Below are 22,472 nucleotides of genomic sequence, written 5' to 3' on the forward strand. Positions count from 1 at the left end.
CCTTCGGGCAGGCCATACGGGGATGACGGAAGAAGCCCAAGTCGGGAGGTCTGCTGCGCGAGCTACTTCGAAAAGCGTGCGCCCTTCGGGCGACGGCTCAGGCCAGGGTTTGCATCGACGACCACGGGCCGCCGGAGGCGAACCAGTACTTCACGCCTCCGTCTGAAGTGCGGCCGAAGGTGTAGAGCACCCCGTTGAACACCGCGCTGCTCACCCCGCCGCTCACCGGCCCACCGACCGTCTGCGCGCTCGACCACGGCCCGCCGGACCCGAACCAGTACTTGACCGTGCCGTCCGTGCCGCGGGCGAAGAGGTACAGAGTCCCGTTGTAGACCGTGCTGCTCAGCCCGCCGCTCACCGCGCTGCCCACGACCTGCGTGGTCGACCAGGGACCGCCGGAAGCGAACCAGTACTTCACCGTGCCGTCGGTGCCGACCGCGAACACGTACAGGGAGCCGTTGTGCACCGCGCTCGCCAGTGGTCCGCTGACGGAGCCGCCAATGGTCTGGGCGCTCGACCACGGTCCGCCCGAGCCGAACCAGTACTTGACCATGCCGTCCGTGCCGCGGGCGAAGAGGTACAGGGTCCCGTTGAACACCGTCGCGCTCAAGCCGCCGCTTGCCGAACCACCGACCGACTGCGTGCTCGACCACGCGCCGCCGGAAGCGAACCAGTACTTGACCATGCCGTCCGTGCCGATGGCGAAGACGTACAGCACCCCGTTGTACACGGTCGCCACGGGCTCACTGGCGATGCCGCCGCCGAAGCTCTGCACACCCGACCACGGGCCGCCCGAACCGAACCAGTACTTGACCGTGCCGTCCGAGCCGCGGGCGAACTCGTACAACGTGCCGTTGTAGACCACCGAACCCGACGACTGCGTCGGCAGGTCGTCGTCGACGACGTTGTTGTACCGGATGGGTGTGTAGCTGGTCATCGGGTCGTCGTCGTTCCACTTGTTGAACCCGAGGCGGCCGGTGGGGTGGTAGTTGCCGTAGTCGTCGGTGTACGGACCCGTGACCGCGTAGGGGTTCCGGACCGTTTCCCCGTAGCTGTTGAACGAGTAGACGTAGGCGCCTTGCTCGGGTTGGCCTTCGACCGCCCAGTGCGAGAACAGTTCGATGTGGCCGTTCTTCACGATGGCGTCGCCGGGCTTGAGCTCTCTGAGGCTGGGCAGCACGGTTCTGCCGACGTTGGTGCCGTTCATGAACTCCGAGCTGGTCGGGCTGTTGTTCAGGTGCCAGGCCATCGCGACCAGGCCCGAGCAGTCGGTGCGGTAGGCCTTGCCCGAGGAGTCGGGCGCGGTCTCGGTCGAGACGATCCTGCGGTCGCCGTTGGCGTCCGGGCAGCACCGCAGGGTGCCGTAGGTGTACTGCTGGTCGACCCAGTGCTGGGCGCGGCGCAGGATTTCCGAGCGGGTGATGGGGCCGCCGACCGTGGAGTCGGACGTGACAGCCGCCGTGGTCGGTGCGGGCGGGGTGGGTGCGGCGGTGGCGGGTGTGGCCAGGGTGGTGGCGGCCAGGAGTGCGCCGAGCACCCCGGACAGCAGGCGGGTGGTGCGGACCGTCGTCGTCATCGCGGTCGTCCTTCCGGCTGGTCTGGTTGTTGCCGGTCGAAGGCTCGGCGGGGCGGCTGAAACGGCGCTGAAGATCCGCGGCGGCCGGGTTTCACCGGTTCGTCCCTTGGTGGGACGGCACCGCGAATCCGCTGACAAACCGCCGCCGGGCGACAAGGATGTCGCTGCTCTGGGGCGGGGAAGGTCGACGACGGGGGTCGTGGGTGGAGTTCCGGCTGCTGGGCCCGGTCGAGGTCGCGGTCGGGGGAGCGCTGGTCCCGTTGGGCGGGGCCAAGCCGCGGACCCTGCTGGCCGCGCTGCTGCTCGAACACGGGCGGGTGGTGCCGCTGACCCGGCTGATCGACGTGATCTGGCCCGACGACCCGCCCGACGCCGCCAAGGCCGCCGTCCAGACCTACGTCAAGACGTTGCGGCAGGCACTGGCCCGGCACGGGGCGCACGACGTGATCGTCACCCGCGCGCCGGGCTACCTGGCCGAGGTGCCCGACGGGTCGTTGGACGTGGACGCCTTCACCCGGCTGGTGGCGCAGGCGCGGCGGGCGGCGACGCCGCGGGAGACCTCCGAGCTGCTGACCGCCGCGTTGGCGCTGTGGCGGGGTCCGGCGCTGAGCGGCCTGGGTGACACGCTGCTGGCGGGTGAGGCGACCCGGCTGGAGCAGCTGCGGTCCACCGCGACCGAGGAGCGCATCGCGGCCGAGCTGGCGCTGGGCCGGCACGGGCAGCTGGTGGGGGAACTGGCCGCGCTCGTCGCCCGACACCCGGCCAACGAGCGGTTGCGGGCCCAGTACATGACCGCGCTGTACCGGCTGGGCCGCCAGTCCGAGGCGCTGGCGGTGTTCCGGGACGGCCGGGAGGTGCTGGTCGAGGAGTTCGGGGTGGACCCGGGTCCGGAGCTGACCGGGCTGTACCAGGCGATCCTGCGCGGTGACGCGTCGCTGCTGGTGGCCCCTCCGGCGGAGGCGGTGCGGGTGGCGGTGCCGGCGCAGCTGCCGCTGGCGCCCGCGGACTTCACCGGCCGCCGCGCGGTGGTGGGGCAGCTGGTGGCGGCGCTGGGCCGGTCGTCGGACGTGCAGCTGATCACCGGCCGGGGCGGCAGCGGCAAGTCGGCGCTGGCCGCGCACGTCGCCCACCGGGTCGCGGGGGCGTTCCCGGACGGTCAGCTGTACGCGGAGCTGCGGGGCATGAGCGACGCCCCGGCCGATCCCGGCGAGGTGCTGGGCCGGTTCCTGCGCGCGCTGGGCGTGCCGGGGCAGGCGGTGCCCGCGGCGACCGGGGAACGGGCCGAGCTGTACCGCAGCCTGCTGGCCGACCGGCGGGTGCTGGTGGTGCTGGACGACGCGGCCTCCGAGCGGCAGGTGCGCCCGCTGCTGCCGGGTGGGCCTTCGTGCGCAGTGCTGGTCAGCGCCCGGAACCGGCTGGGCGCGCTGGCGGGCGCGGCGCGCACGGAGCTGGACGTGCTGGCCGACGAGGAGGCGTTGGAACTGCTGGCCCGCGTGGTCGGCGAGGACCGCGTCGCCGCGGAGGAGCAGTCGGCACGGGTGATCGTCGAGCGCTGCGGGGGCTTGCCGCTGGCGTTGGGCATCGCCGCCGCCCGGCTGGCCACCCGCAAGGGCTGGCCGTTGCGGCTGCTGGCCGACCGGTTGACCGACGAGCGCCGACGACTCGACGAGCTGGCGATCGGCGACCTGGAGGTGCGCGCCGGGTTCGAGCTGGGGTACCGGGCGCTGGGCGAGGACTGCCGCCGCGCGCTGCGCCGGCTGGGGCACCTGGGCATCCCGGAGTTCGCGCCGTGGATCGTCGCCTGGCTGACCGAGACGACCGAGGAGGAGGCGGAGGACGTCGTCGAGCAGCTCGTGGACGCCCAGCTGGTCGACTTCACGCGGGTCGACGACCTGGGGTGCCTGCGCTACCGGCTGCACGACCTGGTCCGCATCCACAGCCGGGAACGGGCCGAGGCCGAGGAGCCCGCCTCCGCGCTGTCCGCGGCCGTCGCCCGCGTGCTGGGCGGGTGGCTGGCGCTGGTGGACGCGGTGGCGGGGGAGTCGCCGCCGGAGGAGATCCGGTGGCGAAGACCGCCCGTGGCGACCCACCCGGTGTCCGAGCGCACGACCCGCCTGGTGGTGTCGTCGCCGCACGAGTGGTTCGAGCTGGAGCAGCCCGCGCTGGTCGTCGGCGTCGAGCGGGCCGCCGCGCTGGGGCTGCACGACCTGGTGTGCCAGTTCGCCTCGGCCCGGCTGAGCGGCCCGTCGTTCCTGGGCGCGGGCCGGTTCGAGTCCCGGGAGCGGATCAACGCCGCCGCCCTGGCCGCCGCGCGCCGCGCGGGCGACCGGCACGGCGAGGCGGTGATGTCGGCCGAGCTGGGGCAGCTGCGGTACATGCAGGACCGGTTCGGCGAGGCGCGCGAGGGGTTCACCACCGCGCTCGAGGCGTTCCGCGAGCTGGGCGACGGGCACGGGCAGGCGGTGGCGCTGGCCGGGTTGGGCACGGTGTGCCGCGAGGCCGGCCGGTTGGCCGAGGGCCTGCACTTCCTGGACCAGGCGGGCGACCTGCTGCGCGCGGCGGGCGACGACGCCGGGATCGCCTACGTGCAGCGGTTGGCCGGGTCGGTGCGGCTGGAACGCGGCGACTTCCCGGGGGCGTGGTCGGACCTCGTGGAGTCGCTGGCCGCGTACCGGCGGGTGGGCAGCAGGCGCGGCGAGGCCCTGGCACTGCGCACGATCAGCCTCTACCACCGGGCGATCGGCGAGCTGGACGCCGCCGTCGACACCGCGAGCCGGGCGGTGGAGGCGTTCGAGCAGCTGGGCGACAGGTTGATGCACGCCTACGCGGTGCGCGCGCTGGCCAAGGCGCGGCTGCGGCGGGGCGAGGGCGCCGAGGTGCTGGAGCCCCTGCTGTCGGCGCTGGCCGTGTGCCGGGCGATGGGCGACCGGTGGGGGCAGGCGGCGACCCTGCGGACGGTGGGCGAGGTGCACCTGGACCGGGGCGAGTTGGACGCCGCCGAGGCGTGCCTGCGCGGGTCGATGGAGTTGTGGGACAGCGTGGACAGCCCGCTGTGGCGGGCGCGCACGGCCCGCGACCTGGCGCGGGTGCACGAGGCGCGGGGCGAGGCCGAGACCGCCGCCGAGCTGCGGGCGGAGGCGAAGCGCGTGTTCCGCGACCACGAGGCCCGGGAGCACGCCGAGCCCTGATTTCAGCGAAGTTTCAGCACTTCCGGTGAGCGTGCGGGCATGATCCCGTGGTTCGACCCGCGCGTGGCCCGCATCCCCGTCGCGGAGGTCGGCGAGCCGCTGGCCGACCTCGGGCGCGTCGAGGCGCTGCGCGTGGCCCCGTGGCGCTCGGACCCGGTGCGCCTGCGCGTGAGCGTGCTCGACCGGCTCGTCCTGGCCCAGACCCTGCTGCCGCGCGAGCTGAGGTTCCTGGTGCTGCGGGGGTACGGGCCGGTGGCGCTGCACGTGTCCGGGGCGGCGGTGGACCTGACGTTGTGCTCGGTCGACGGCTCGGAGCTGTGGATGGGGACGGAGGTCGAGGGGTCCACCGACGAGGTCCGGGAGCGCCGGCGGGTGCTCACCGCGGCCCTGACCGGCGCGGGCCTGGTCAACTACCCCGCCGGGTGGTGGCACTGGTCCTACGGCGACCGGTACTGGGCCTGGGTGACGGGGGCGCCGGCCGCCCGGTACGGCCCGGTCCCCGGGTAGGCGACCCGAGGTCGGGACCGGTCCCTCCGCACCGCCGGCACGGTGTCGCGGACACGTCCCGACCAGGAGGTCCACTTGAGACGAACACAGCGCGCGGCCTTGGTGGTGGTCCTCGTCGCCGCGATCCCCGGCGGGTACCACGCGGTGGCGTCCGCGGCCGGTTCCCCGTTGGCGGTCAAGGAGGTCACGGCCCTCACCGACGACGGCAACGTCCCGGCCAACACCCTGGACAACGACCCGACCACCCGCTGGTCCGCCGAGGGCGACGGGGTCTGGATCCGGTACGACCTGGGTGCGGCGCAGGACGTCGGCTCGGTGTCGATCGCGTGGCACAAGGGGGACACCCGACGAGCCACCTTCGACGTCCAGCTCTCGCAGGACAGCACCTCGTGGACGACCGTGCTGGCCCGCAAGTCCAGCAGCGGCACCACCCTCCAGCCGGAGTCCTACGACTTCCCCGACGCCTCCGCCCGGTACGTCCGCATCGTCGGGTACGGCAACACGTCCAACGACTGGACCAGCATCACCGAGACGAAGGTCCTCGGCGGCGACGGCGCTGCAACCTGCGCCTACCCGGCGAACGTGCTGGACCTGAGGAACTGGTACATCGGCCTGCCCATCGGCCAGGAGGAAAGCCCCACCAACGTCGAGCAACCGGCGTTGGCCACCTACAAGATCGACCCGTGGTTCACCACGACCCCGACCTGTGATGCGGTCCAGTTCCGCGCCCCCGTCAACGGCGTCACCACGAGCGGTTCGAGCTACCCCCGCTCCGAACTCCGCGAGATGAACGGCACCGCCAAGGCAGCCTGGTCGTCCACCTCAGGCACCCACACGATGGTGATCGACCAGGCCATCACGGCGCTGCCGAAGGACAAGCCGCATGTGGTCGCCGGCCAGATCCACGACTCCAGTGACGACGTTTCCGTCTTCCGCCTGGAAGGCAGCAGCCTCTACGTCACCAACGGCGACACGAGCCACCACAAGCTCGTCACGAGCAACTACGTGCCGGGCACCAGGTTCCAGGCCAAGTTCGTGGTGAGCGGCGGCCAGATCAAGGCCTACTACAACGGTGTCCTGCAAACCACGATCTCGAAGAGCTTCTCCGGCGGCTACTTCAAGGCGGGCGGGTACACGCAGGCCAACTGCACCAACTCCGCGCCGTGCAGCGACACCAACTACGGCGAGGTGAAGATCTACGGCCTGACCGTCACCCACGACCAGCCCGGCTCGGACCAGACCCAGGCCGCAGTCCGACACGGCTGGGGCACGCCCCAGCCGATCTCCGACGAGTTCGACTACACCGGCCCCGTCGACCCGGCGAAGTGGGCGGTGCCGTCGGGTGACGTCGGCGGCACAGCCGGCTGCTGGGCGGGCCACGCCAACAATGGCCGCCGCTGCGCGAAGAACAGCACCGTCGCCAACGGCATCATGACCATGCTGGGCGAGGCCAACGGTGACACCGGCTGGCTCCGGCAGAAGCTCGACATCCAATACGGCCGCTGGGAAATCAGGTCGCGCTCCCGCAACACCGGCGCCACCGGCGGCCTCTACCACCCGCTGCACCTGATCTGGCCCACGGCGGGCAACCGCCTGGAGAACGGCGAGTACGACTGGGTCGAGTACTCCGACCCCGACGCCCAGTGCCTGACCGCGTTCCTGCACTACCCGAAGAGCCCCACGGACAAGAAGGAACGCCGGGACCTCTGCCCGGTCGACATGACCCAGTGGCACAACTTCGCCTTCGAGTGGACGGCCCAGGGCCTGGTCGGCTACGTGGACGGCGTCGAGTGGTTCCGCCTGTCCGGCGGTGCCAACGCCGACCGAGGCGACATCCAGGCAATGCCCTCGGGTCACCTCAACATCCAACTGGACAACTTCACCGGCTCCAGCGGCCTGCGCCCAGCAGTCTTCGAAGTCGACTGGGTCCGCTTCTACCGATAACGCCCGAAGGCGCTCGCCCTGGCCGGCAGCCACGGCGAGCGCCTTCGCATTTCAGCGCGCCTACCGAGGTTCACGCCCAGTCCGCCGCACAACTTCCTCCACAAAGTCCATAGTGGACCGTCCGGCCCTGACAAGAACCTGATCAGTGTTGAAGTTCCAGGCAAACAACCCCAGCTGAACAAGCTCCGCGATCGACTCGTCCGTCAACAGAGCCCGCAGATCCGAAGAGACAACCTCCGCCGGAATACCCTGATTCCCGTACGCAGCAACCATGACCGGCCCATACCGACCAAGCGCGCGAACGCACTCCCGCACCCGCACGACGTTCCCGTCACCCTGCTTGGCCAACACGGACTGGAAGTCCGAGGCGGTCAGCGCCTCAGCGAACCGCTCGAACATCGCGGTGCTCCCACCCGCAGACGGGTCGTCGTTGTTGGCCTGCCACACGTCCCACCCCAGTGCCACGAGCGCGTTGGGCGCTTCCTCCTGGATGGCTCGCCGTGCTTCGAGGTAGCGGTCCTGCAAGGCCTCGTAGTACGCGGCGGTCTGCGGGTTGGCCGCGTACACGCCGTCAACGCACGCGAACTTGTTGACCTCGTTGAACATCGTGATGTACAGGGGCGGGCCGTCGGCCCGGCCCGCGAAGGTGCGGGCGAGGGTGCGCATGTGCCGGAGGAAGTCCGGGCCCAGTGGGTAGGACCTGCCGCAACCGACACCGTACTTGGTCTCCACCGGGACCTCGGGGTCGTCGTCTTCCCAGTTCGCCACGATCACGTGCAACGCGTAGCCCTGCGCGTAGGCGTCGGCGATCAAGGTGTCCCGGGTGCGCTCGAACTTCGGCAGGTCGCCGGGCTTGTGGTAGTTGGTCGTGAGCATCCGGACCGGGGCTTCCTGCACAAGTTCGAACGCCAACGCCGTGTTGATCTGATCCCCAACGCCGTACAGCAGCTTGGCGTTGCCGTCACCAGGCAGCCCAGGCACCTGCCGCCGGGATTCACCCGCTGCCGTCGCGCTCGGCCGCCCGTCCGTCGCGCCACGCGAGCCCGCGGACGTCACCAGATAGGTGGCGACCAGCGCCGCCACCACGCCAAGAGCACCGGCCAACACCAGCCATCGGGACATCGACCGCCTGGATCCGGACAAGAGCCGCGCGACCTGGTCAGCGCTGGGCCGCCGGGCCGGGTCCGGGTCGGTCAACCGCGCCAGCACACCGGCCAACCGCCCACCCGCCTGCGCGTGGCCCTCGACGGCGGTGGACAACGTCACCCCGAGCGCGTACACGTCCGCCGCCGGCGTGGCGCCCAGGCCCGCGACCGTCTCCGGGGCCAGGTACCCGGGCGTGCCGGCCTGCCGCTCGGTCCCGGTCACCGTGACCTGGCCCCACGTCGCCACGCCGAGGTCGGCGAGCTTCGCCGTGCCGTCCTCGGTGACCAGGATGTTGGCCGGCGTGATGTCCCGGTGCACCATGCCCTTGGCGTGCATGGCCGCCAGCGCGCCGGCGATCTGCGCGCCGACGCGGCTCGCGTCCTCGGGTGCGACGGGGCCGTCGGCCCGGGTGATCTCGGCCAGGCTGCGCGCCGGCAGGTACTCCATGACCAGCCACCGCCGGCCGTCCTCCACGACCGCGTCGAAGACGGTGATCACGTGGGGGTGGTGCAGTCCCGCCCCGATCCGGGCCTCACGGCGGATCTCCTCGCCGTCCCCGCCGTTCGCCCGCTTGAGCGCGACCTCCCGGCGCAGTTCGAGGTCCGTGGCCCGCCACACCACCCCCATGCCGCCCGCTCCGACCGTCTCCTCCAGCCGGTACCGGCCCGCGATCACATCACCACTACGCACCGCCTCAGCCTAGTCACTGTGCGAAGTCGAAGGGGCCGACTCGGGCTCATTGGTGGATCGCGGATCAGCCGTTGGTCGCGATCGAGGCCCGGCAGCCGGAGCAGTAGGTGCCGCTCCGGAAGTGCCTGCCGACCGCCCACGCGGTGTCCGTGCCCGGCACCCGGGCGATGCCGCGCAACGCGGTGTGGGAGAGGTCGGGGGAGACCGTCGCCGGCTGCCAGGAGCCGTTGTACCGGGCCAGGAACGGGGTCGCGTCCTGCCCGGCCCGGACCTCGCCCGCCACCCACAGCCCGCCCCGACCGTCGTCGGCGGCGGCGTCGATGCGCGTCGGCGCAACAGCCCCGTACGCCCCGACCCGGTCCCACGCCACGCCGTTCCAGCGCAGCACCAGCGGTTGCGCGTCCGCGCGGCCGACGGCCCACACCTGCCGGCCGGTGACCACGACGTCGGTCAGCTCGACCTGGTGCGCGCCGAAACCGGGCACCGGGACGGCGGTCCAGCCCGTGCCGTTCCAGCGCCACGACAGGCCGCGGGACTGCGCGCCGGCGAGCCCGCCTTCCGTGCCCACCGCCCAGATCTCGGCCGACCCCGCCACCGCCTCGGCCCGCGCGTAGGTGCCCGCGGCCGGCAGGGCGAAGCGCTGCAACGCCGAGCCGTTCCACCGGTGCGCGACCGGGCGTTCGACCAGCCCCGACCCCTCGCGCCCCACGGCCCACGCGGTCGTGTCGGACACCGCCACCACGTCGGAGAACCGGCCTTGGTCACCGGGCGGCGTGGCCCCGAGCGCCTTGGTCCACCCGCCGGCGCGGGTCAGCAGCATCGGCTTGGACACGCCGTCGACGTAGTCCTGTCCCACCGCGATGACCCGGTCGCCCCAGGCGTGCACCCCCCGCAGCGTCGAGAACGAGGTCGTGGGCAGGCCGTTCTCCCGCGCCCACCCGATCCCGTTCCACCGCGCCAGGACCATCCCGCCGCCGACCTCGCCGAACCCCACGGCGTACGCGCTGTCCGGCGCCACGGCAGTCACGTCGTCGAGCACGTACTCGATCCCCGACTCCGGCGCGGCGACCCGCTGCCACTCGGTCCCGTCGTCCGCCGCGGCAGTGCCCGCCGTCAGCACGACCAACGCCCCCGCGACCGCCGCCGCACGCCACTTCGCGTTCACGCGAGTGTTCACCCGACTACCTCCCGTCACCGACCTGGCAACGAGTCTGGCGGTGCACGAGCGGCGGGGGAGAGGGCGCGGCGACGGCCGTAAGAGGCCTGTAATCACCGCCGGGCGATCAGGGCGATGGCCGCATCCACGGTGTCCCGCAAGCTTTCCGCATCCGCTCCGGCCCGAGACCGCAGGTTCACGGCGTGCGCCAGCAAGGCAAGGACAGAAGCTGCGGCATCGGGATCGGTGTCGATCTGCCCGAGCTGCCGTGCCACTTGCAGCGCATGGCGCAGCGCATTGTGCAGTCGCTGGTGCTGCCGGTCGAGCACGGCACGCACCTCCGGGTCGTCGTTCTCCGCACCCGCGTGGGCGTTGGAGATCAGACAACCCCAGCCGGCGTGCTCCCCGGTGGAGCGGACGGCGACCAGGCGGTGGAAGAAGTCGGTGATCGCCGGGAGCCCGCGGTCGTCCTGTTCCAGCGGCGCGAGCTGGGTCCGTTCACGGGCGTACCGGTCCAGCGCGGCTCGGTACAGGTCCTGCTTGCCGCCGAACGTCGAGTACAGGCTGGACCTGTTGAGCCCGGTCGCCTCCACGATGTCCTGGATGCCGGTCGTGGCCACGCCCCGCTGCCAGAAGAGCCGCACGACGGTGTCCAGCACGGCGTCCGGGTCGAAGTGCTTGACGTCCGGCATCGGTCCCCCGCCATCTTGAACTGGTGGTTCCAAGATAGCGGACCGGCTCAACTCCCCAGCGAACTCGTCGGCTCGAACCGGGCGACGATGTCGGCGTCGTTGCTCTCGCCCTCGGGGCTGCGGAACTCGGGCACGGTGAAGCCGTCGCGCGAGAAGCCGGTGATCGTCACCCGGTACTCGACGCCGTCGACGTGCACGAAGTCGGGTTCGAGGATCGTCGGCAGCGTGACGATGTCGTCCTGGTAGCCGGGCGAGTTGACGGTCTCCTGGTGGCCGAAGGTCGCCTGGAAGGGGTGGACCTTCCGGTCGTCCTCGAAGTACACCTCGATGTCGAGGACCGCCGAGAACTCCATCGCCTCCGTCATCACCACCGCCCAGTTGTGGTGGATGAACTTGCCCAGCACGCACTCGGTGCCGTCGAGGTGCGCGTGGGCGCTGACGGGCACGAATTCGTACCCGCTCTGCCCGCCCTTCGGGTCGGCGGCCGGAATGCCCCACTTGATGTACGGCTTGTCCAGTTCGCTCAGGTTGGTCACGCTCGCCGTGACCGCCGTCCATTTGCCCCTGGTGATGATCCGGCCCACGCGAAGCGCTCCTCGTCCCGGTGCGTGAAGCACCGAATTCGACAGGCTTCCCACAGTGGTGCTTTCCGGGCCGCGACCACATCAACCGAACGGGTGACTCTCGGTAACCACGTGGTCGCGTTCGGTCCTCCGATCTTCAAAGGCACTTCCGGCGATCCGGTGGAACGCGCTTTCCGGGTTCCCTATCCTGGCGCCGAACCGCCGGAGCCGCCGCTCTGACAGGAGCCCCCGCCTTGGACACCGATCCGCCCGCGTTATTGGGCTCCGCCGGCGCGCGCGTGGTCGTCGTCGGCACGTCCCGGCACGTCTCCGGCTCGCTGCTGCCCGACGTGCCCTCCGCCGCCACCACCGCCCGGGACCTGGGCCGCGTCTACGTCGAGCGGTGCGGGCTGGCGGAGGAGAACCTCACCGTCGTGCTCGACCCGGCCGGTCCGCGGGAACTGGGGGAGGCGCTGCTGGCCGTCGCCGAGCAGGCGACCGAGGTGCTCGTGGTCCACTTCGTCGGGCACGGCGTGGTCGGGCCGGACGACGCGTTGCACCTGGCGACGTTCGCCACCGACGACCCCGGCAAGGGGCTGGCCCACCACCGGTCGCTGCGCTACGCGGAGCTCAAGGACGTGGTGGCGCACTGCCCGGCGCGGTCGGTGCTGCTGGTGCTCGACTGCTGCTTCGCCGGGCGGGCCGCGGGCCTGGACCCGGTGCGGCGGTCGCTGGCCGACTCCGCGCGCGACGGCGTGTACCAGTTGGCGTCGGCGGGTGCGGACGAGGCGGCGTGGGCGCCCGAGGGCAGTCCGCACACCGCGTTCTCCGGCGAACTGGTCCGGTTGCTGGACGAGGGCGTGCCCGGCGGGCCGCGGGTGCTGACCCTCGACGACGTCTTCGAGGAGCTGTCGGCGCGGTTGGGCGACCGCGGGTACCCGCGCCCGCTGCGGTTCGCCACCGGGCACGCGGCGCGCTGGCGGCTCGCGCCCAACCCGGCGTGGCGGCCGGGCGGCGGCACGGGCGGCCCGCCCCACCCCGGTCGCGCGCCCTACCGCGGGCTGGCGTACTTCCGCCGCGAGGACGCCGATTTCTTCTTCGGCCGGGACGAGCTGTCCCGCGAGCTGGTCGGCCGGCTCGGCGGGGGTGAGCCGCTGCTGGTGCTCGGCCCGTCCGGCGCGGGCAAGTCGTCGGTGCTGCGGGCGGGCCTGGCGGCGGCGGTGGACCGGCTGGACGGGTGGGCGTGCCGCGTGGTCACGCCGGGCGCGGACCCGTTCGGACCCCTCGCGGCGTGGTTGGCCGAACGCGGCCGGGGCTCGGTTGCGGAACTGCGCACAGCGCTGCGGACCGACCCCGACGGCCTGGCCGTGCGGCTGCACGCCGAGGCGCGGGCGAGCCGGGAACACGTCGTGCTGGTGGTCGACCAGGTCGAGGAGCTCTTCACCGCCGTGGCCGACGAGGACGTGCGGCTCGCGTACGTGCGGGCGCTGGTCGGCGTGGCGCGCAGCCGTGCGGCGTCGGTGGTGCTGGGTGTGCGCGCCGGGTACTTCGGGCACTGCGCGCGCTACCCGGAGCTGCTGCCCGCGTTGGGCCGCCCGGCGGTCGTCGCGCCGCTGGGCCAGGAGCAGTTGCGCGAGGTGATCGTCGAACCGGCCCGCAAGGCCGGGCTGGAGCTGGAGCCGGGCCTGGTGGAGCGGCTGGAGACCGATCTCGGCGACGGTCCCGGGTCGCTGCCGCTGCTGTCCCACGCGCTGCTCAAGACGTGGGAGGAGCGCGACGGCGGGCGGCTCACGCTGGCGGGCTACCAGCGCACCGGCGGCATCCAGGGCGCCGTGGCGCGCACCGCCGACGCGGTGTACGACTCGCTGGAGCCCGACCTCCGGGACGTGGCCCGGCGGTTGCTGCTGCGGCTGGTGAGCATCGGCGACACCGGCGACCTGCGGCGGGTGGTGCCGCAGTCGGAGCTGGCGCTGGACGAGCGCGGGCAGCGCGTGCTGGACGCGTTCGTGCGCGCCCGCTTGGTCAACGTCGACCAGGACGCGGTGGCCATCGCCCACGAGGCGCTGCTGCGCGCCTGGCCCCGGCTGCGCAAGTGGATCGCCGCCGACCGCGCGGGACTGCTCGTGCGCCAGCAACTGTCCGAGACCGCGCGGGACTGGCAGCGGCACGACCGCGACCCGGAGCTGCTCTACCGCGGCAACCGCCTCGCCGAGGTGAGCGCGTGGCAGGCGGAGCGCCGGCACCGCGACCCGGTCGGCGAGGTCGAGGCGGCCTTCCTCGCGGCCAGCCGCAGCCGGCGGCGGGTCGAGTCGCGGCGCAAGCGCGCGGCCGTGGCGGTGCTCGCGGTCATGTTGGTGCTGGCGGCCTCCGCGGCGGTGTACGCGAACGTGCAGCAACGGGAGTCCGCGCGGCTGCGGGCGGTGGCCGAGCACAGCGGCGACACCGCGCTGTCGCTGCTGATCGCGCGCACGGCCGGTGACGTCCGCGGCCTCAACCCGGTGCTGGCCATGCAGCTCGGCGTCGCCGCCTACCGCACCGCGCCGACCACCGACGCCCGCAGCGCTCTGCTGAGCGCCGTGACGATCCCCGCGCCCACCGTGGTGTCCGGTCACACCAACGCCGTGGACGGGCTGGCGTTCGACCGGGAGAGCGGTGTCCTGGTCACCGGCTCGGAGGACAAGATCGGGATGCTGTGGGACGTCGAGTCCGACCCGCGCCACCCGACGTTGCTCGGCGAGCTGGAGGGCCACGGCGGCTACATCTACGACGTCGCCGTGAGCCCGCGCGGTGGGATGGTCGTCACCGGGTCCGCCGACCGCACCGCGAAGCTGTGGGACATCGGCAATCCCCGTGCCCCGAGGAAGATCGGGGACATGAAGGACCACGGTGAAGCGGTGCGCGGTGTGGCGTTCAGCCCGGACGGCTCCTACGTGGCCACCGCTTCCGAGGACGACATCGCCCGGTTGTACGACGTGAGCGACACGTCCAAGCCGCTGGGCGAGATGAAGGGGCACACCGTCTCGGTGCGCGGTGTCTCCTTCCACCCCGACGGGCGCACGGTGTCCACTACCGGTGCGGACCACAAGGTGAAGCTGTGGGACATCACCGATCCGACCAAGCCGACCCAGCTGTCCGAGGTGTCCGATGTGGACGGACACGCCGACACCGTCCGCATGGCGCCGTTCAGCCCGGACGGCACGCTGATGGTCAGCGCCTCCAACGACCGCACCGCGCGGCTGTGGGACGTCACCGATCGCACCGCGCCCCGGTGGCGCGCCACCCTGTCCGGGCACGCGGACACCGTGCGCGGTGTGGCCTTCAGCCCGGACGGCAAGGTCGTCGCCACGGCGTCGGTGGACAAGACCACCCGGCTGTGGGACATCCGCGACCCCGACCGGCCGCAGCTGCTGGTCACGCTCGGCGGCCACGGGAGCGTCGTCAACGCCGTCGCGTTCGCGCGTGACGGGCGGACGCTGGCCACCGGCTCCGGCGACCAGACGGTGAAGCTGTGGGACGTCGGCGACCCGAGCCACCCGGCGTCCCTGCTTCCCGCCCTGAGCGGCCACGGGGGAGCGGTGCGCGGCGTGACCTTCAGCCCCGACCGCAAGACGCTGGCGACCGCCTCCGACGACGGCGTGACGCGCCTGTGGGACGTGGCCGCGCCGGGCCGCCCCGAGCCGGTCGCGGAGCTGCTGCCCAAGCACACCAGGAACGTCACCGCTGCGGTGTTCAGCCCGTCCGGGCGGCTGCTGGTGACGTGCTCGGACGACGGCACGTTCCAGCTGTGGGACGTGACCGACCGGGCGAAACCGGAGTGGCTGGCGGCTCAGCGCGCGTCGGAGAACACGCTCAAGGGCGCGGTGTTCAGCGCCGATGGCACGGTGCTGGTCACCGCGTCCGGCGACCGCACCGCGCGCCTGTGGGACATCCGGTACCCCCGCCAGGTCACGGCGCTGGGCGCGTTGGAGGGCCACGGCAGCTACGTGTACGCCATCGCCGTCAGTCCCGACGGGCGCACCGTCGCCACGGGGTCGGAGGACCGGACGGTGAAGCTGTGGGACGTGACCGACCCGCGGCGCCCGTTCATGCGGTCGAGCACGAGCGAGCACAGCGCCCCGGTGTGGAGCGTCGCGTTCAGCCCGGACGGCGCCACGCTCGCCACGGCGTCCGCCGACCGCACGGTCAAGCTGCTCGACGTGCGCGACCCGGCGAAACCCGTGCCGCGGCACACCCTGGTGGGGCACATCGCGCCCGTCTACGCGGTCGCGTTCGGCCCGGACGGCCGGGTCCTCGCCTCCGGCTCGGACGACGGCACCGCCAAGGTCTGGGACGTCTCCGGCGAGCCGGAGGTGACCGCGACCCTGGTCGGCCACGGCGGCCCGGTGTCGGCGGTGGCCCTGGGCGACGGCGTCCTGGCCACCGGCTCGTGGGACCGCACGGCACAGCTGTGGCTCACCGACGTGGACGAGGTCGCGGCCCTGGTGTGCGAGAGGGTGTCGGTGAAGCTCACCGACGAGGAGTGGTCGCAGGTGCTGCCGGACATCCCGCGCCGGCCGTCCTGCGGGGAATGAGAGGCGGAACGCGTGGACGTGGAACTGCGGGTGGACGGCGGCGCGGACGAGGTCCGCGACCTGCACCGGGCGCTGGCCGCCGACCCCGACCTGCGCGGCCGGGTGCGCCTGCGCCACCGGCCGCCGGAGCCCGGCGCGCTCGGGCCCGTCGCGGAGGTGGTGGAGGTCGCGCTGGCCCCCGGCGGAGCGCTGACCGTCGTGGCCGGCGCCGTGCTGGTGTGGATGCGGCGGCGGCGCGGCACGGTGAAGGTCAAGGTGACCAGGGGCGGCGACACCGTGGAGGTGGTCGCCGACCAGGTGCGCGGGCTGGACGCGCCGGCGTTGCGGGAGCTGACCGCGGAGATCGTGGCCGGTCTGGACCCGAAGGAGGAGAAGCCGGCGCCGTAGTCCCCGGTCCGGGGCTCACAGTCCGAGGGGCGGCAGGACGTCGAAGGCGTTGGGCAGGCCGAGCCGGTAGTTCAGCTGGTCCTCGACCTTGAGCAGCTCGAACTCCGGCACCCGGTGCAGCTCGTGCACCACCGCGCGGGGAGCGGGGGAGCCGGCCCGGTCCAGCAGGGCGTTCACCGCCAGCCGGGCGGAGCTGTTCGCCGACTCCATGCAGGCCGCGTTGAGCGGCGCCCGGACGTAGTCGCCGGCGAGGAAGAGGTTGGGCACGGCGGTGCGGGCGTTGGGGCGCCGGTGCCACGTGCCGACCGGCTGCACGACCAGTTCGTCGGCGTTGGTCGGGTTCGGGCCGCCCAGGCCGGTCAGGCCGGGGTCCAGGAACCAGGTCACCAGGGACGACTCGTCGAGCACCGCGCCACCGGTGTCGTTGAGGTGCTGCCCGAGCTGGGCCAGGACCTCCTGGAGGATCTGCTGCTCGGTCAACTGCTTCGCGGGGCGGCCGAACAGGACGCCCGGCTTGTCCCAGTCGGAGATGATGACCGACACGCAGTCGGCGGCGGTCCCGTCGCCGTAGTCGGCGGGGAAGTCGCGGTCCGGCCAGAACGCGGCCTGGCTGATCGAGGTCAGCGACCACGGGGTGTGGACGTAGTAGACGTGGCCGTGCACGAGCGGGGTCGGCCGGTCGAAGTAGAGCATCAGCCCGGCCATCCACTGGGTTTCCAGGGTCGCGGCCACGCGCAATTGCGGATCGGCCGCCAGCAGTTCCGCGTTCCACACCCGGCGGGCGTGCTCGACGGGCAGCGCGCAGACGTAGAAGTCCGCTTCGACGCTTTCCGCGTTGCCCTCGGGATCGCGGACGCGCGCCGAGGAGATCCGGCCGCCGTCCAGCACGAGGTCTTCGACCGACCACCCGAGGCGGAAGTCGACGCCGAGGTCGCGCAGGTGCCGTTCCCACGGGTCGATCCACGCCTCGTTGGTCGGCAGGTCCAGCACCCGGTTGAGCGGCCCGTCCGCGCCGCGGCCGAGCAGGGTGAACAGCAGGCGTTCGAACACCAGGGCGGCGACGTGCGCGCTGGCGTCCTCGGAGCGGGTGGAGGACAGGACGAGCGTGGGACCGTCGACGAGGATCCGCCGGTAGTCCTCCGACTTCCCGCGCGCTTGCAGGAAGTCCGGCCAGGTCGTGTGCTCCCACTGGTGGAGGCGGCGTTCCTCGCAGCTGGTGAGGTAGACCATCATGCGCTGGGCGAAGACCGCGGCCTCGTGCGGCGGCAGGTGGAACGCGGTCTCGACGGCGGCGCGCACCTGGCGCAGCAGGACGTCCGGCGCGAGCTGCGGCAGCAGGCCGTCGGGCAGCACCACCGGGACGCGCAGGTCTTCCCGTCCGCCGGAGAACGACGTCATGAGCTCGGTCGCGGCCACCAGGTTGTCGCGCACACCGCCCGCGTTGCCCGGGAACGGGATCCTGCGCAGGGTGTCCGGGAGGTCCCGGTAGAACCCGAAGAAGATCCGGAAACCGTGCTCCGCGGGCAGATCGCGCCGCCCGTCACGCCCGGTCCCCGGCACGGGCATGCTGCGGCACTTGCCGCCCAGCGCGCGCCGCTCGTACAAGGTGACCGCGAACCCGCGCTCGGCCAACTCGTGCGCCGCGGTCATCCCCGCGACCCCGCCGCCGAACACCGCGACCGTCCCACCGGCACTCCGCCCGGCGGCCACCCCCGGCAGCGCCAACCCCGCCACCCCGGCCCCGGCGCCCGCCAGGAAAGCCCGCCGACTGACCTCGACCCCGTCCACGGCCAACGCCCCTCCCTCGGTGTGGCACCGACAAGGCACCGTAGCGCGCCGACCGCGCCGAACCCGGCCCCACGACCGCCGATCGACACCGTTCGGAGCCGGCGAATCACCCGATCGTGGGATGTGTAGCGCGCTTCGAGGCATTTCCCTGGTAGGGCGGGCGTGTGCCCGCGGCAATTGCACCCGTGTGGCGATGTCGGCAATTCCGCCCAATCGGGATAAAGCGCGCCCCGGGTAACCACCGGGTAATCGTCGAAGGTGAAATCGCGGTGGACACCCGGTTACCGCTCGCCGATAAAACTTCAGGAGTAAAAACGACTCGCCCGTCCAGCGGCGTGGAATCGAGATCTCACGTGGGGGATAGAGGGTGCGCAAGGTGAGTTCGGAACGTGATGACCAGGTTGGCCGCGGTGACGGCAAGCTGGGGCGACGGACATTCCTGACCGCGGCCGGCGCCACGGCGTTGACCGTCGCGGCGGGCGCGGGCGCCGGGGGTGTGGCCCGCGCGACGGGCCGCTCGGCCGACGCGATCGTGATCGGCGCCGGGTTCGCGGGCGTCACGGCGGCGCGGGCGCTGCGGGCGGCCGGCCGCAGCGTGGTGCTGTTGGAGGCGCGCGACCGGATCGGTGGTCGCACCTGGACCGGCTCGTTCGCCGGTGAGTCCATCGAGTACGGCGGTCAGTGGTTCAGCCTGCGGCAGCACCGGGCCATCGCCGAGTTGAACCGGTACGGCATCGGCCTGCTGCCCGGTGGCGTGGCGGTGCCCACGTCGTTCTACCCGACCTCGTCGGGCCCGCGGGAGATCGACGCGGTCGCCGCGAACAACCACCTGGTCAGCCTGATCGCCAGGCTGTTCGAGGGCTCGCAGCAGTACTTCCCGCAGCCGCTGGACCCGTTCGCCCGGCGGGACCTGCTGGCGGCGGTCGACCCGCTGACGCTGCGCGACGCCGTCAACCGGCTCGGACTGTCCACTCAGGACCAGCTGTGGCTCAGCGGCGTCACCTCGATCTACTCCGGCGGCTCCAGCACGACCGGTGGCCTCACCGCGCTGGCCCAGTGGTGGGCCCTCGGCGGCCACAACCAGGAGGGCTGGGACACGCTGAACGCATACCGCCCGGTGGGCGGTATGCGCGCGCTCATCGACGCGATGCTCGCGGAGAGCCAGGCCGACCTGCGGCTCAACTCACCCGTCGTGTCCGTGATCGACGACGGCCGGACGGTCACCGTGGTGACTTCCAACGGCACGCGGTTCACCGCGGGCGCGGTGGTCGTGGCGGTCCCGACCAACGTGTGGCGGACGATCTACTTCGCGCCGGGCCTGCCCCGCGCGCACAGCACCGCGACCGGCCAGGGCATCGGCGTGCCCACGGCGTTCAAGATCCACCTCCGCCTGGCCCCCGGCGTGACGACCTCGGCGGTCGGCACCGAGGGCCAGCCGTTCTCGTGGGTCATCCCGCAGGGACAGCTGGCCGGCGGCGACCAGCTGGCGGTGGCGTTCAGCGTCGACCCGACGTTGCCCTACAACGATCGGGCGGCGATGGAGGCCAGGCTGAACACCGTGCTGCCGGGCGCGCGGATCCTCGACTACCGGGTGACCGCGTGGCACCGGGACGCGTACGCCCGCGGCGGGTGGGCGCTGCGCCGGCCCAACCAGCTCACGACGATCGTCGAGGGCTTGCAGCAGCCGCACGGCCGGGTCACCTTCGCGGGCGGTGACATCGCCCTGGGCTGGTACGGCTACGTCGAGGGCGCGATGGAGACCGGTTCCCGCGCCGCCGAGCAGGTGCTGCGCCTGCTGTGACGAACGGCGGGGTCCGGTCCTCCAGGGGACCGGACCCCGCCGTCGTCGTCCGGATCGACCCGCCGCCGGGCGCACCTCCGCCGCCGGACGCGCCCGGCGGCGGGTCGAATTCCGTCGCTACTCGAACTCCGCCGCCACTACACCCACTGTCACTCCACGCACTGCCACTCCACCCGCGGTCACTTCACCAAAGCCCCGCTGTAGTTCAGCGTCGCCACCGGCGCCAGTCTTCGCGAGTTCACCGGCGGGTCCAGCGGGATGGTCGTCGTGTTGCTGCGGCCCATTCCCCACTGCGGGCGCTTGCCCAGCAGTTCCAGGTCGGTCGCGACCACCACGAGCAGCGGCAGCGCCCGGCGGGAGCCGGTCATGTCGTCGAGCAGGTCGAGCAGGGAGTCGTCGGTCAGGTGCAGGTCGTCGATGACGACCACCGCGGGCCGGTCGAGGCTCATCCGGTCGACGAACCGCCCCCACCCGGGCTCGTCGAGGACCTCCGGCGCGTCACCGTCCCAGGACCCGAACGCCTCCACCAGCGCGCGGGCGACCGTGCCCGAAGGCCCTTCGCCGCACCGCAGCGTCACCACGTGGGCCTGGTCGGCCCGGCCGACCGAACGGGCGAACCCCTCGACCAACCGCGACTTCCCGGTGCCCGCCGCGCCGAGCACGGTGACCAGGTGCGGCCGGGACCACGTGCCGACCCAGCCGAGCAGGTCGTGCAGCAACCCGATCTCGCCCTTGCGCGCGTACGCGCAGGCCGTCCCGGAGGAGCCCTCCACCAGCCGCCAGGCGGTGAACGGCTCGCCCTTGGGGTGCTCGAAGGCGACGTGCTCGTAGGTGGCCGCCGGCGACATGCCCTGGGTCGTGCCGCACACCCAGATCTCCCCGGCGGGCACGTGCGCCAGCAGGGCCGCGCACTCGTCCAGTGACGCGGGCGACACGGAGTCCAGGCCGCGGGCCGGGCCGGGGACGCGGGTCTTGCCGGTGACGACGGCGGCGTGGAAGTCGACGTCGTGCCCGGCGGTGCGCGGGTCGTCGGCGAGCACCTCGCGGATCGCGGCGGCGGCGCACACCGTCCGCAGGCCCTCCTCGGCGTCGTCGAGGTCGAACAGGGTCAGCGACATCGAGCCGATCGAGGTGGTGATCGTCCCGTCGAAGCGTTCCACCACCTCCGGGATGACCTCCGCCACCAGCTCGGCGGCCCGGTCGTCGTGCTCGACGAGGCGGGCGCGGATCATGAGGATGCCGACCTGGTGGGTGGGCGCCGTCTCCTGCTCCGGCAGCGAGCGCGGCGCGGGCACCGGCTGCGCCACCGCCACGGGCTGCGCCACCGCCACGGGCTGCGCCACGGCCACGGGCTGTGCCACGGGCGCCGGCGGTGAAGCGACCTGCTGCGGCACGGCGACCGGCTGGGCGGCGACCGGCTGCGGTGTGCCGACTTGCTGCGGTGTGCCGACTTGCTGCGGTGTGCCGACTTGCTGCGGTGTGCCGACTTGCTGCGGTGTGGTGACCGGGCGGCGCTGTTGCACCACGACCGGGGCGGGCGACACCCCGGGCGGCGTGATCCGGGCCAGCCGCGGGTCGTGGTTCAGGATCGCCTGCTGGAGGGACTTGAGCTGCTGGCTGGGTTCCAGGCCGAGGTTCTCGACCAGTTCGGCGCGCGTGCGGCGGTAGACCTGGAGCGCGTCGGCCTGCCTGCCGCTGCGGTACAGCGCCAGCATGAGCTGCCCGCTGCGCCGCTCGCGCAACGGTTCCTGCTCCACCACCAGGGCCAGCTCGTCCAGCGCCGTCCGGTGCCGCCCGCAGGCCAGTTCGGCGTCGAAGTAGTCCTCCGTGACGTCGAGGCGGGCGTTCTCCAGCGCCGTCAACTCCGGCCACGTCCCGCAGGTGTCGACCAGGTCGGCCATCGCCGGCCCGCGCCACAGCGCCAGCGCCTTGCCCAACAGCGACGCGGCGACCTCGGGCGACCCGTTGGCCAGCTCCGCCCGGCCCTCCCTGACCAGGCGGAGGAACCAGTGCATGTCGATCCTCTCCTGCTCCACCCGCAGCACGTAGCCCGGCGCCTGGGTGCGCAGCTCGACCCGCTCGTCACCCTCGGCCGCGTCGGCGAGCAGGTTGCGCAGGCTCCACACCGCGTTCTGGAGGATCTTCCTGGCGGTTCTCGGCTCTTCCTCCACCCACAACGCCTGGAGCAGTTTGCGAGTCGCGACGACGCGATTCGGGTTCATCAGCAGCAAAGCCAGGGTGGCCCGTTGTTTCGCTCCGCCCAGGGTGAGTGGTCGACCGCTGGATAAGACTTCGATTGGACCTAGGATATTGAAACGCAACGATGCCCCCAAGGTTCGCGTATCAGGTGAGTAAGGTCCGGTCGCCGGGCGGTCGACGATGACCGCGCGAGGCGTCCGCTATCTGGGTCGAATCACTTCGGAGTAACCTCCGCGCCACACGGCGCATCCCCGGAAAGGTTAC

13 protein-coding genes are annotated in these 22,472 nt (G+C 72.6%); 6 read left to right on the forward strand and 7 right to left on the reverse strand.

Annotation, left to right across the window (positions count from 1 at the left end; all coding sequences use genetic code 11):
• Positions 1–97 precede the first annotated feature (97 nt).
• Complete coding sequence (locus tag WBN91_RS28850) at positions 98–1,576, reverse strand: hypothetical protein (protein ID WP_337727464.1); 1,479 nt, start codon at positions 1,574–1,576, stop codon at positions 98–100.
• A 203-nt stretch (positions 1,577–1,779) separates the two neighbouring features.
• Between WBN91_RS28850 and WBN91_RS28855 the strand changes: the two genes are divergently transcribed.
• From WBN91_RS28855 to WBN91_RS28865, 3 genes are all read left to right on the forward strand, one after another.
• Positions 1,780–4,764 (forward strand): AfsR/SARP family transcriptional regulator, encoded by a 2,985-nt coding sequence (locus WBN91_RS28855; RefSeq protein ID WP_337727465.1) that lies wholly within the window; start codon positions 1,780–1,782, stop codon positions 4,762–4,764.
• Between the two features lie 39 nt (positions 4,765–4,803).
• Positions 4,804–5,271, forward strand: coding sequence for a hypothetical protein (locus WBN91_RS28860; protein WP_337727466.1), 468 nt, complete (start codon positions 4,804–4,806; stop codon positions 5,269–5,271).
• 75 nt (positions 5,272–5,346) lie between these two features.
• Positions 5,347–7,215, forward strand: a complete 1,869-nt coding sequence (locus tag WBN91_RS28865) for a polysaccharide lyase family 7 protein (protein ID WP_337727467.1) — start codon at positions 5,347–5,349, stop codon at positions 7,213–7,215.
• Positions 7,216–7,275: 60 nt separating this feature from the next.
• On the opposite strand, the gene WBN91_RS28870 is transcribed toward WBN91_RS28865, so the two are convergent.
• The 4 genes from WBN91_RS28870 to WBN91_RS28885 all read right to left on the reverse strand — a co-directional run bounded on the left by WBN91_RS28870 (position 7,276) and on the right by WBN91_RS28885 (position 11,483).
• A complete protein-coding gene (locus WBN91_RS28870; RefSeq protein WP_337727468.1) occupies positions 7,276–9,051 on the reverse strand; it encodes a serine/threonine-protein kinase in 1,776 nt (591 codons plus the stop codon).
• 64 nt (positions 9,052–9,115) lie between these two features.
• Positions 9,116–10,228: a hypothetical protein gene (locus tag WBN91_RS28875; protein ID WP_337727469.1), complete on the reverse strand. Its 1,113-nt coding sequence runs from the start codon at positions 10,226–10,228 to the stop codon at positions 9,116–9,118.
• 92 nt (positions 10,229–10,320) lie between these two features.
• Complete coding sequence (locus WBN91_RS28880; protein WP_337727470.1) at positions 10,321–10,899, reverse strand: TetR/AcrR family transcriptional regulator; 579 nt, start codon at positions 10,897–10,899, stop codon at positions 10,321–10,323.
• Positions 10,900–10,946: 47 nt separating this feature from the next.
• Positions 10,947–11,483: a choice-of-anchor K domain-containing protein gene (locus WBN91_RS28885; RefSeq protein ID WP_337727471.1), complete on the reverse strand. Its 537-nt coding sequence runs from the start codon at positions 11,481–11,483 to the stop codon at positions 10,947–10,949.
• Positions 11,484–11,716: 233 nt separating this feature from the next.
• On the opposite strand from WBN91_RS28885, the gene WBN91_RS28890 reads away from it, so the two are divergent.
• Positions 11,717–16,033, forward strand: coding sequence for a caspase, EACC1-associated type (locus tag WBN91_RS28890; RefSeq protein WP_337727472.1), 4,317 nt, complete (start codon positions 11,717–11,719; stop codon positions 16,031–16,033).
• 12 nt (positions 16,034–16,045) lie between these two features.
• The gene (locus WBN91_RS28895) at positions 16,046–16,420 is read left to right on the forward strand and encodes an effector-associated constant component EACC1 (RefSeq protein WP_337727473.1); all 375 of its coding nucleotides are present in this window, start codon (positions 16,046–16,048) and stop codon (positions 16,418–16,420) included.
• 15 nt (positions 16,421–16,435) lie between these two features.
• On the opposite strand, the gene WBN91_RS28900 is transcribed toward WBN91_RS28895, so the two are convergent.
• Positions 16,436–18,208, reverse strand: coding sequence for a hydroxysqualene dehydroxylase (locus WBN91_RS28900; protein ID WP_337727484.1), 1,773 nt, complete (start codon positions 18,206–18,208; stop codon positions 16,436–16,438).
• A gap of 376 nt (positions 18,209–18,584) precedes the next feature.
• Here WBN91_RS28900 and WBN91_RS28905 point away from each other — a divergent pair, with 376 nt between their 5' ends.
• The gene (locus WBN91_RS28905; protein WP_337727474.1) at positions 18,585–20,009 is read left to right on the forward strand and encodes a flavin monoamine oxidase family protein; all 1,425 of its coding nucleotides are present in this window, start codon (positions 18,585–18,587) and stop codon (positions 20,007–20,009) included.
• Between the two features lie 179 nt (positions 20,010–20,188).
• Here the strand turns inward: WBN91_RS28905 and WBN91_RS28910 are convergent, their stop codons facing one another.
• Positions 20,189–22,342 carry a BTAD domain-containing putative transcriptional regulator gene (locus WBN91_RS28910; protein ID WP_337727475.1) on the reverse strand — a complete coding sequence of 718 codons (2,154 nt, stop codon included), beginning with the start codon at positions 22,340–22,342 and terminating at the stop codon, positions 20,189–20,191.
• Positions 22,343–22,472: the final 130 nt, after the last annotated feature.

The organism is Saccharothrix sp. CCNWYY140 (assembly GCF_037401995.1).
Classification (GTDB): domain Bacteria; phylum Actinomycetota; class Actinomycetes; order Mycobacteriales; family Pseudonocardiaceae; genus Actinosynnema.

Coding starts and splice junctions, on each gene's coding strand:
- WBN91_RS28850 (WP_337727464.1), bottom strand. CDS start 1,576: ATGACGACGACGGTCCGCACCACCCGCCTGCTGTCCGGGGTGCTCGGC.
- WBN91_RS28860 (WP_337727466.1), top strand. CDS start 4,804: ATGATCCCGTGGTTCGACCCGCGCGTGGCCCGCATCCCCGTCGCGGAG.
- WBN91_RS28880 (WP_337727470.1), bottom strand. CDS start 10,899: ATGCCGGACGTCAAGCACTTCGACCCGGACGCCGTGCTGGACACCGTC.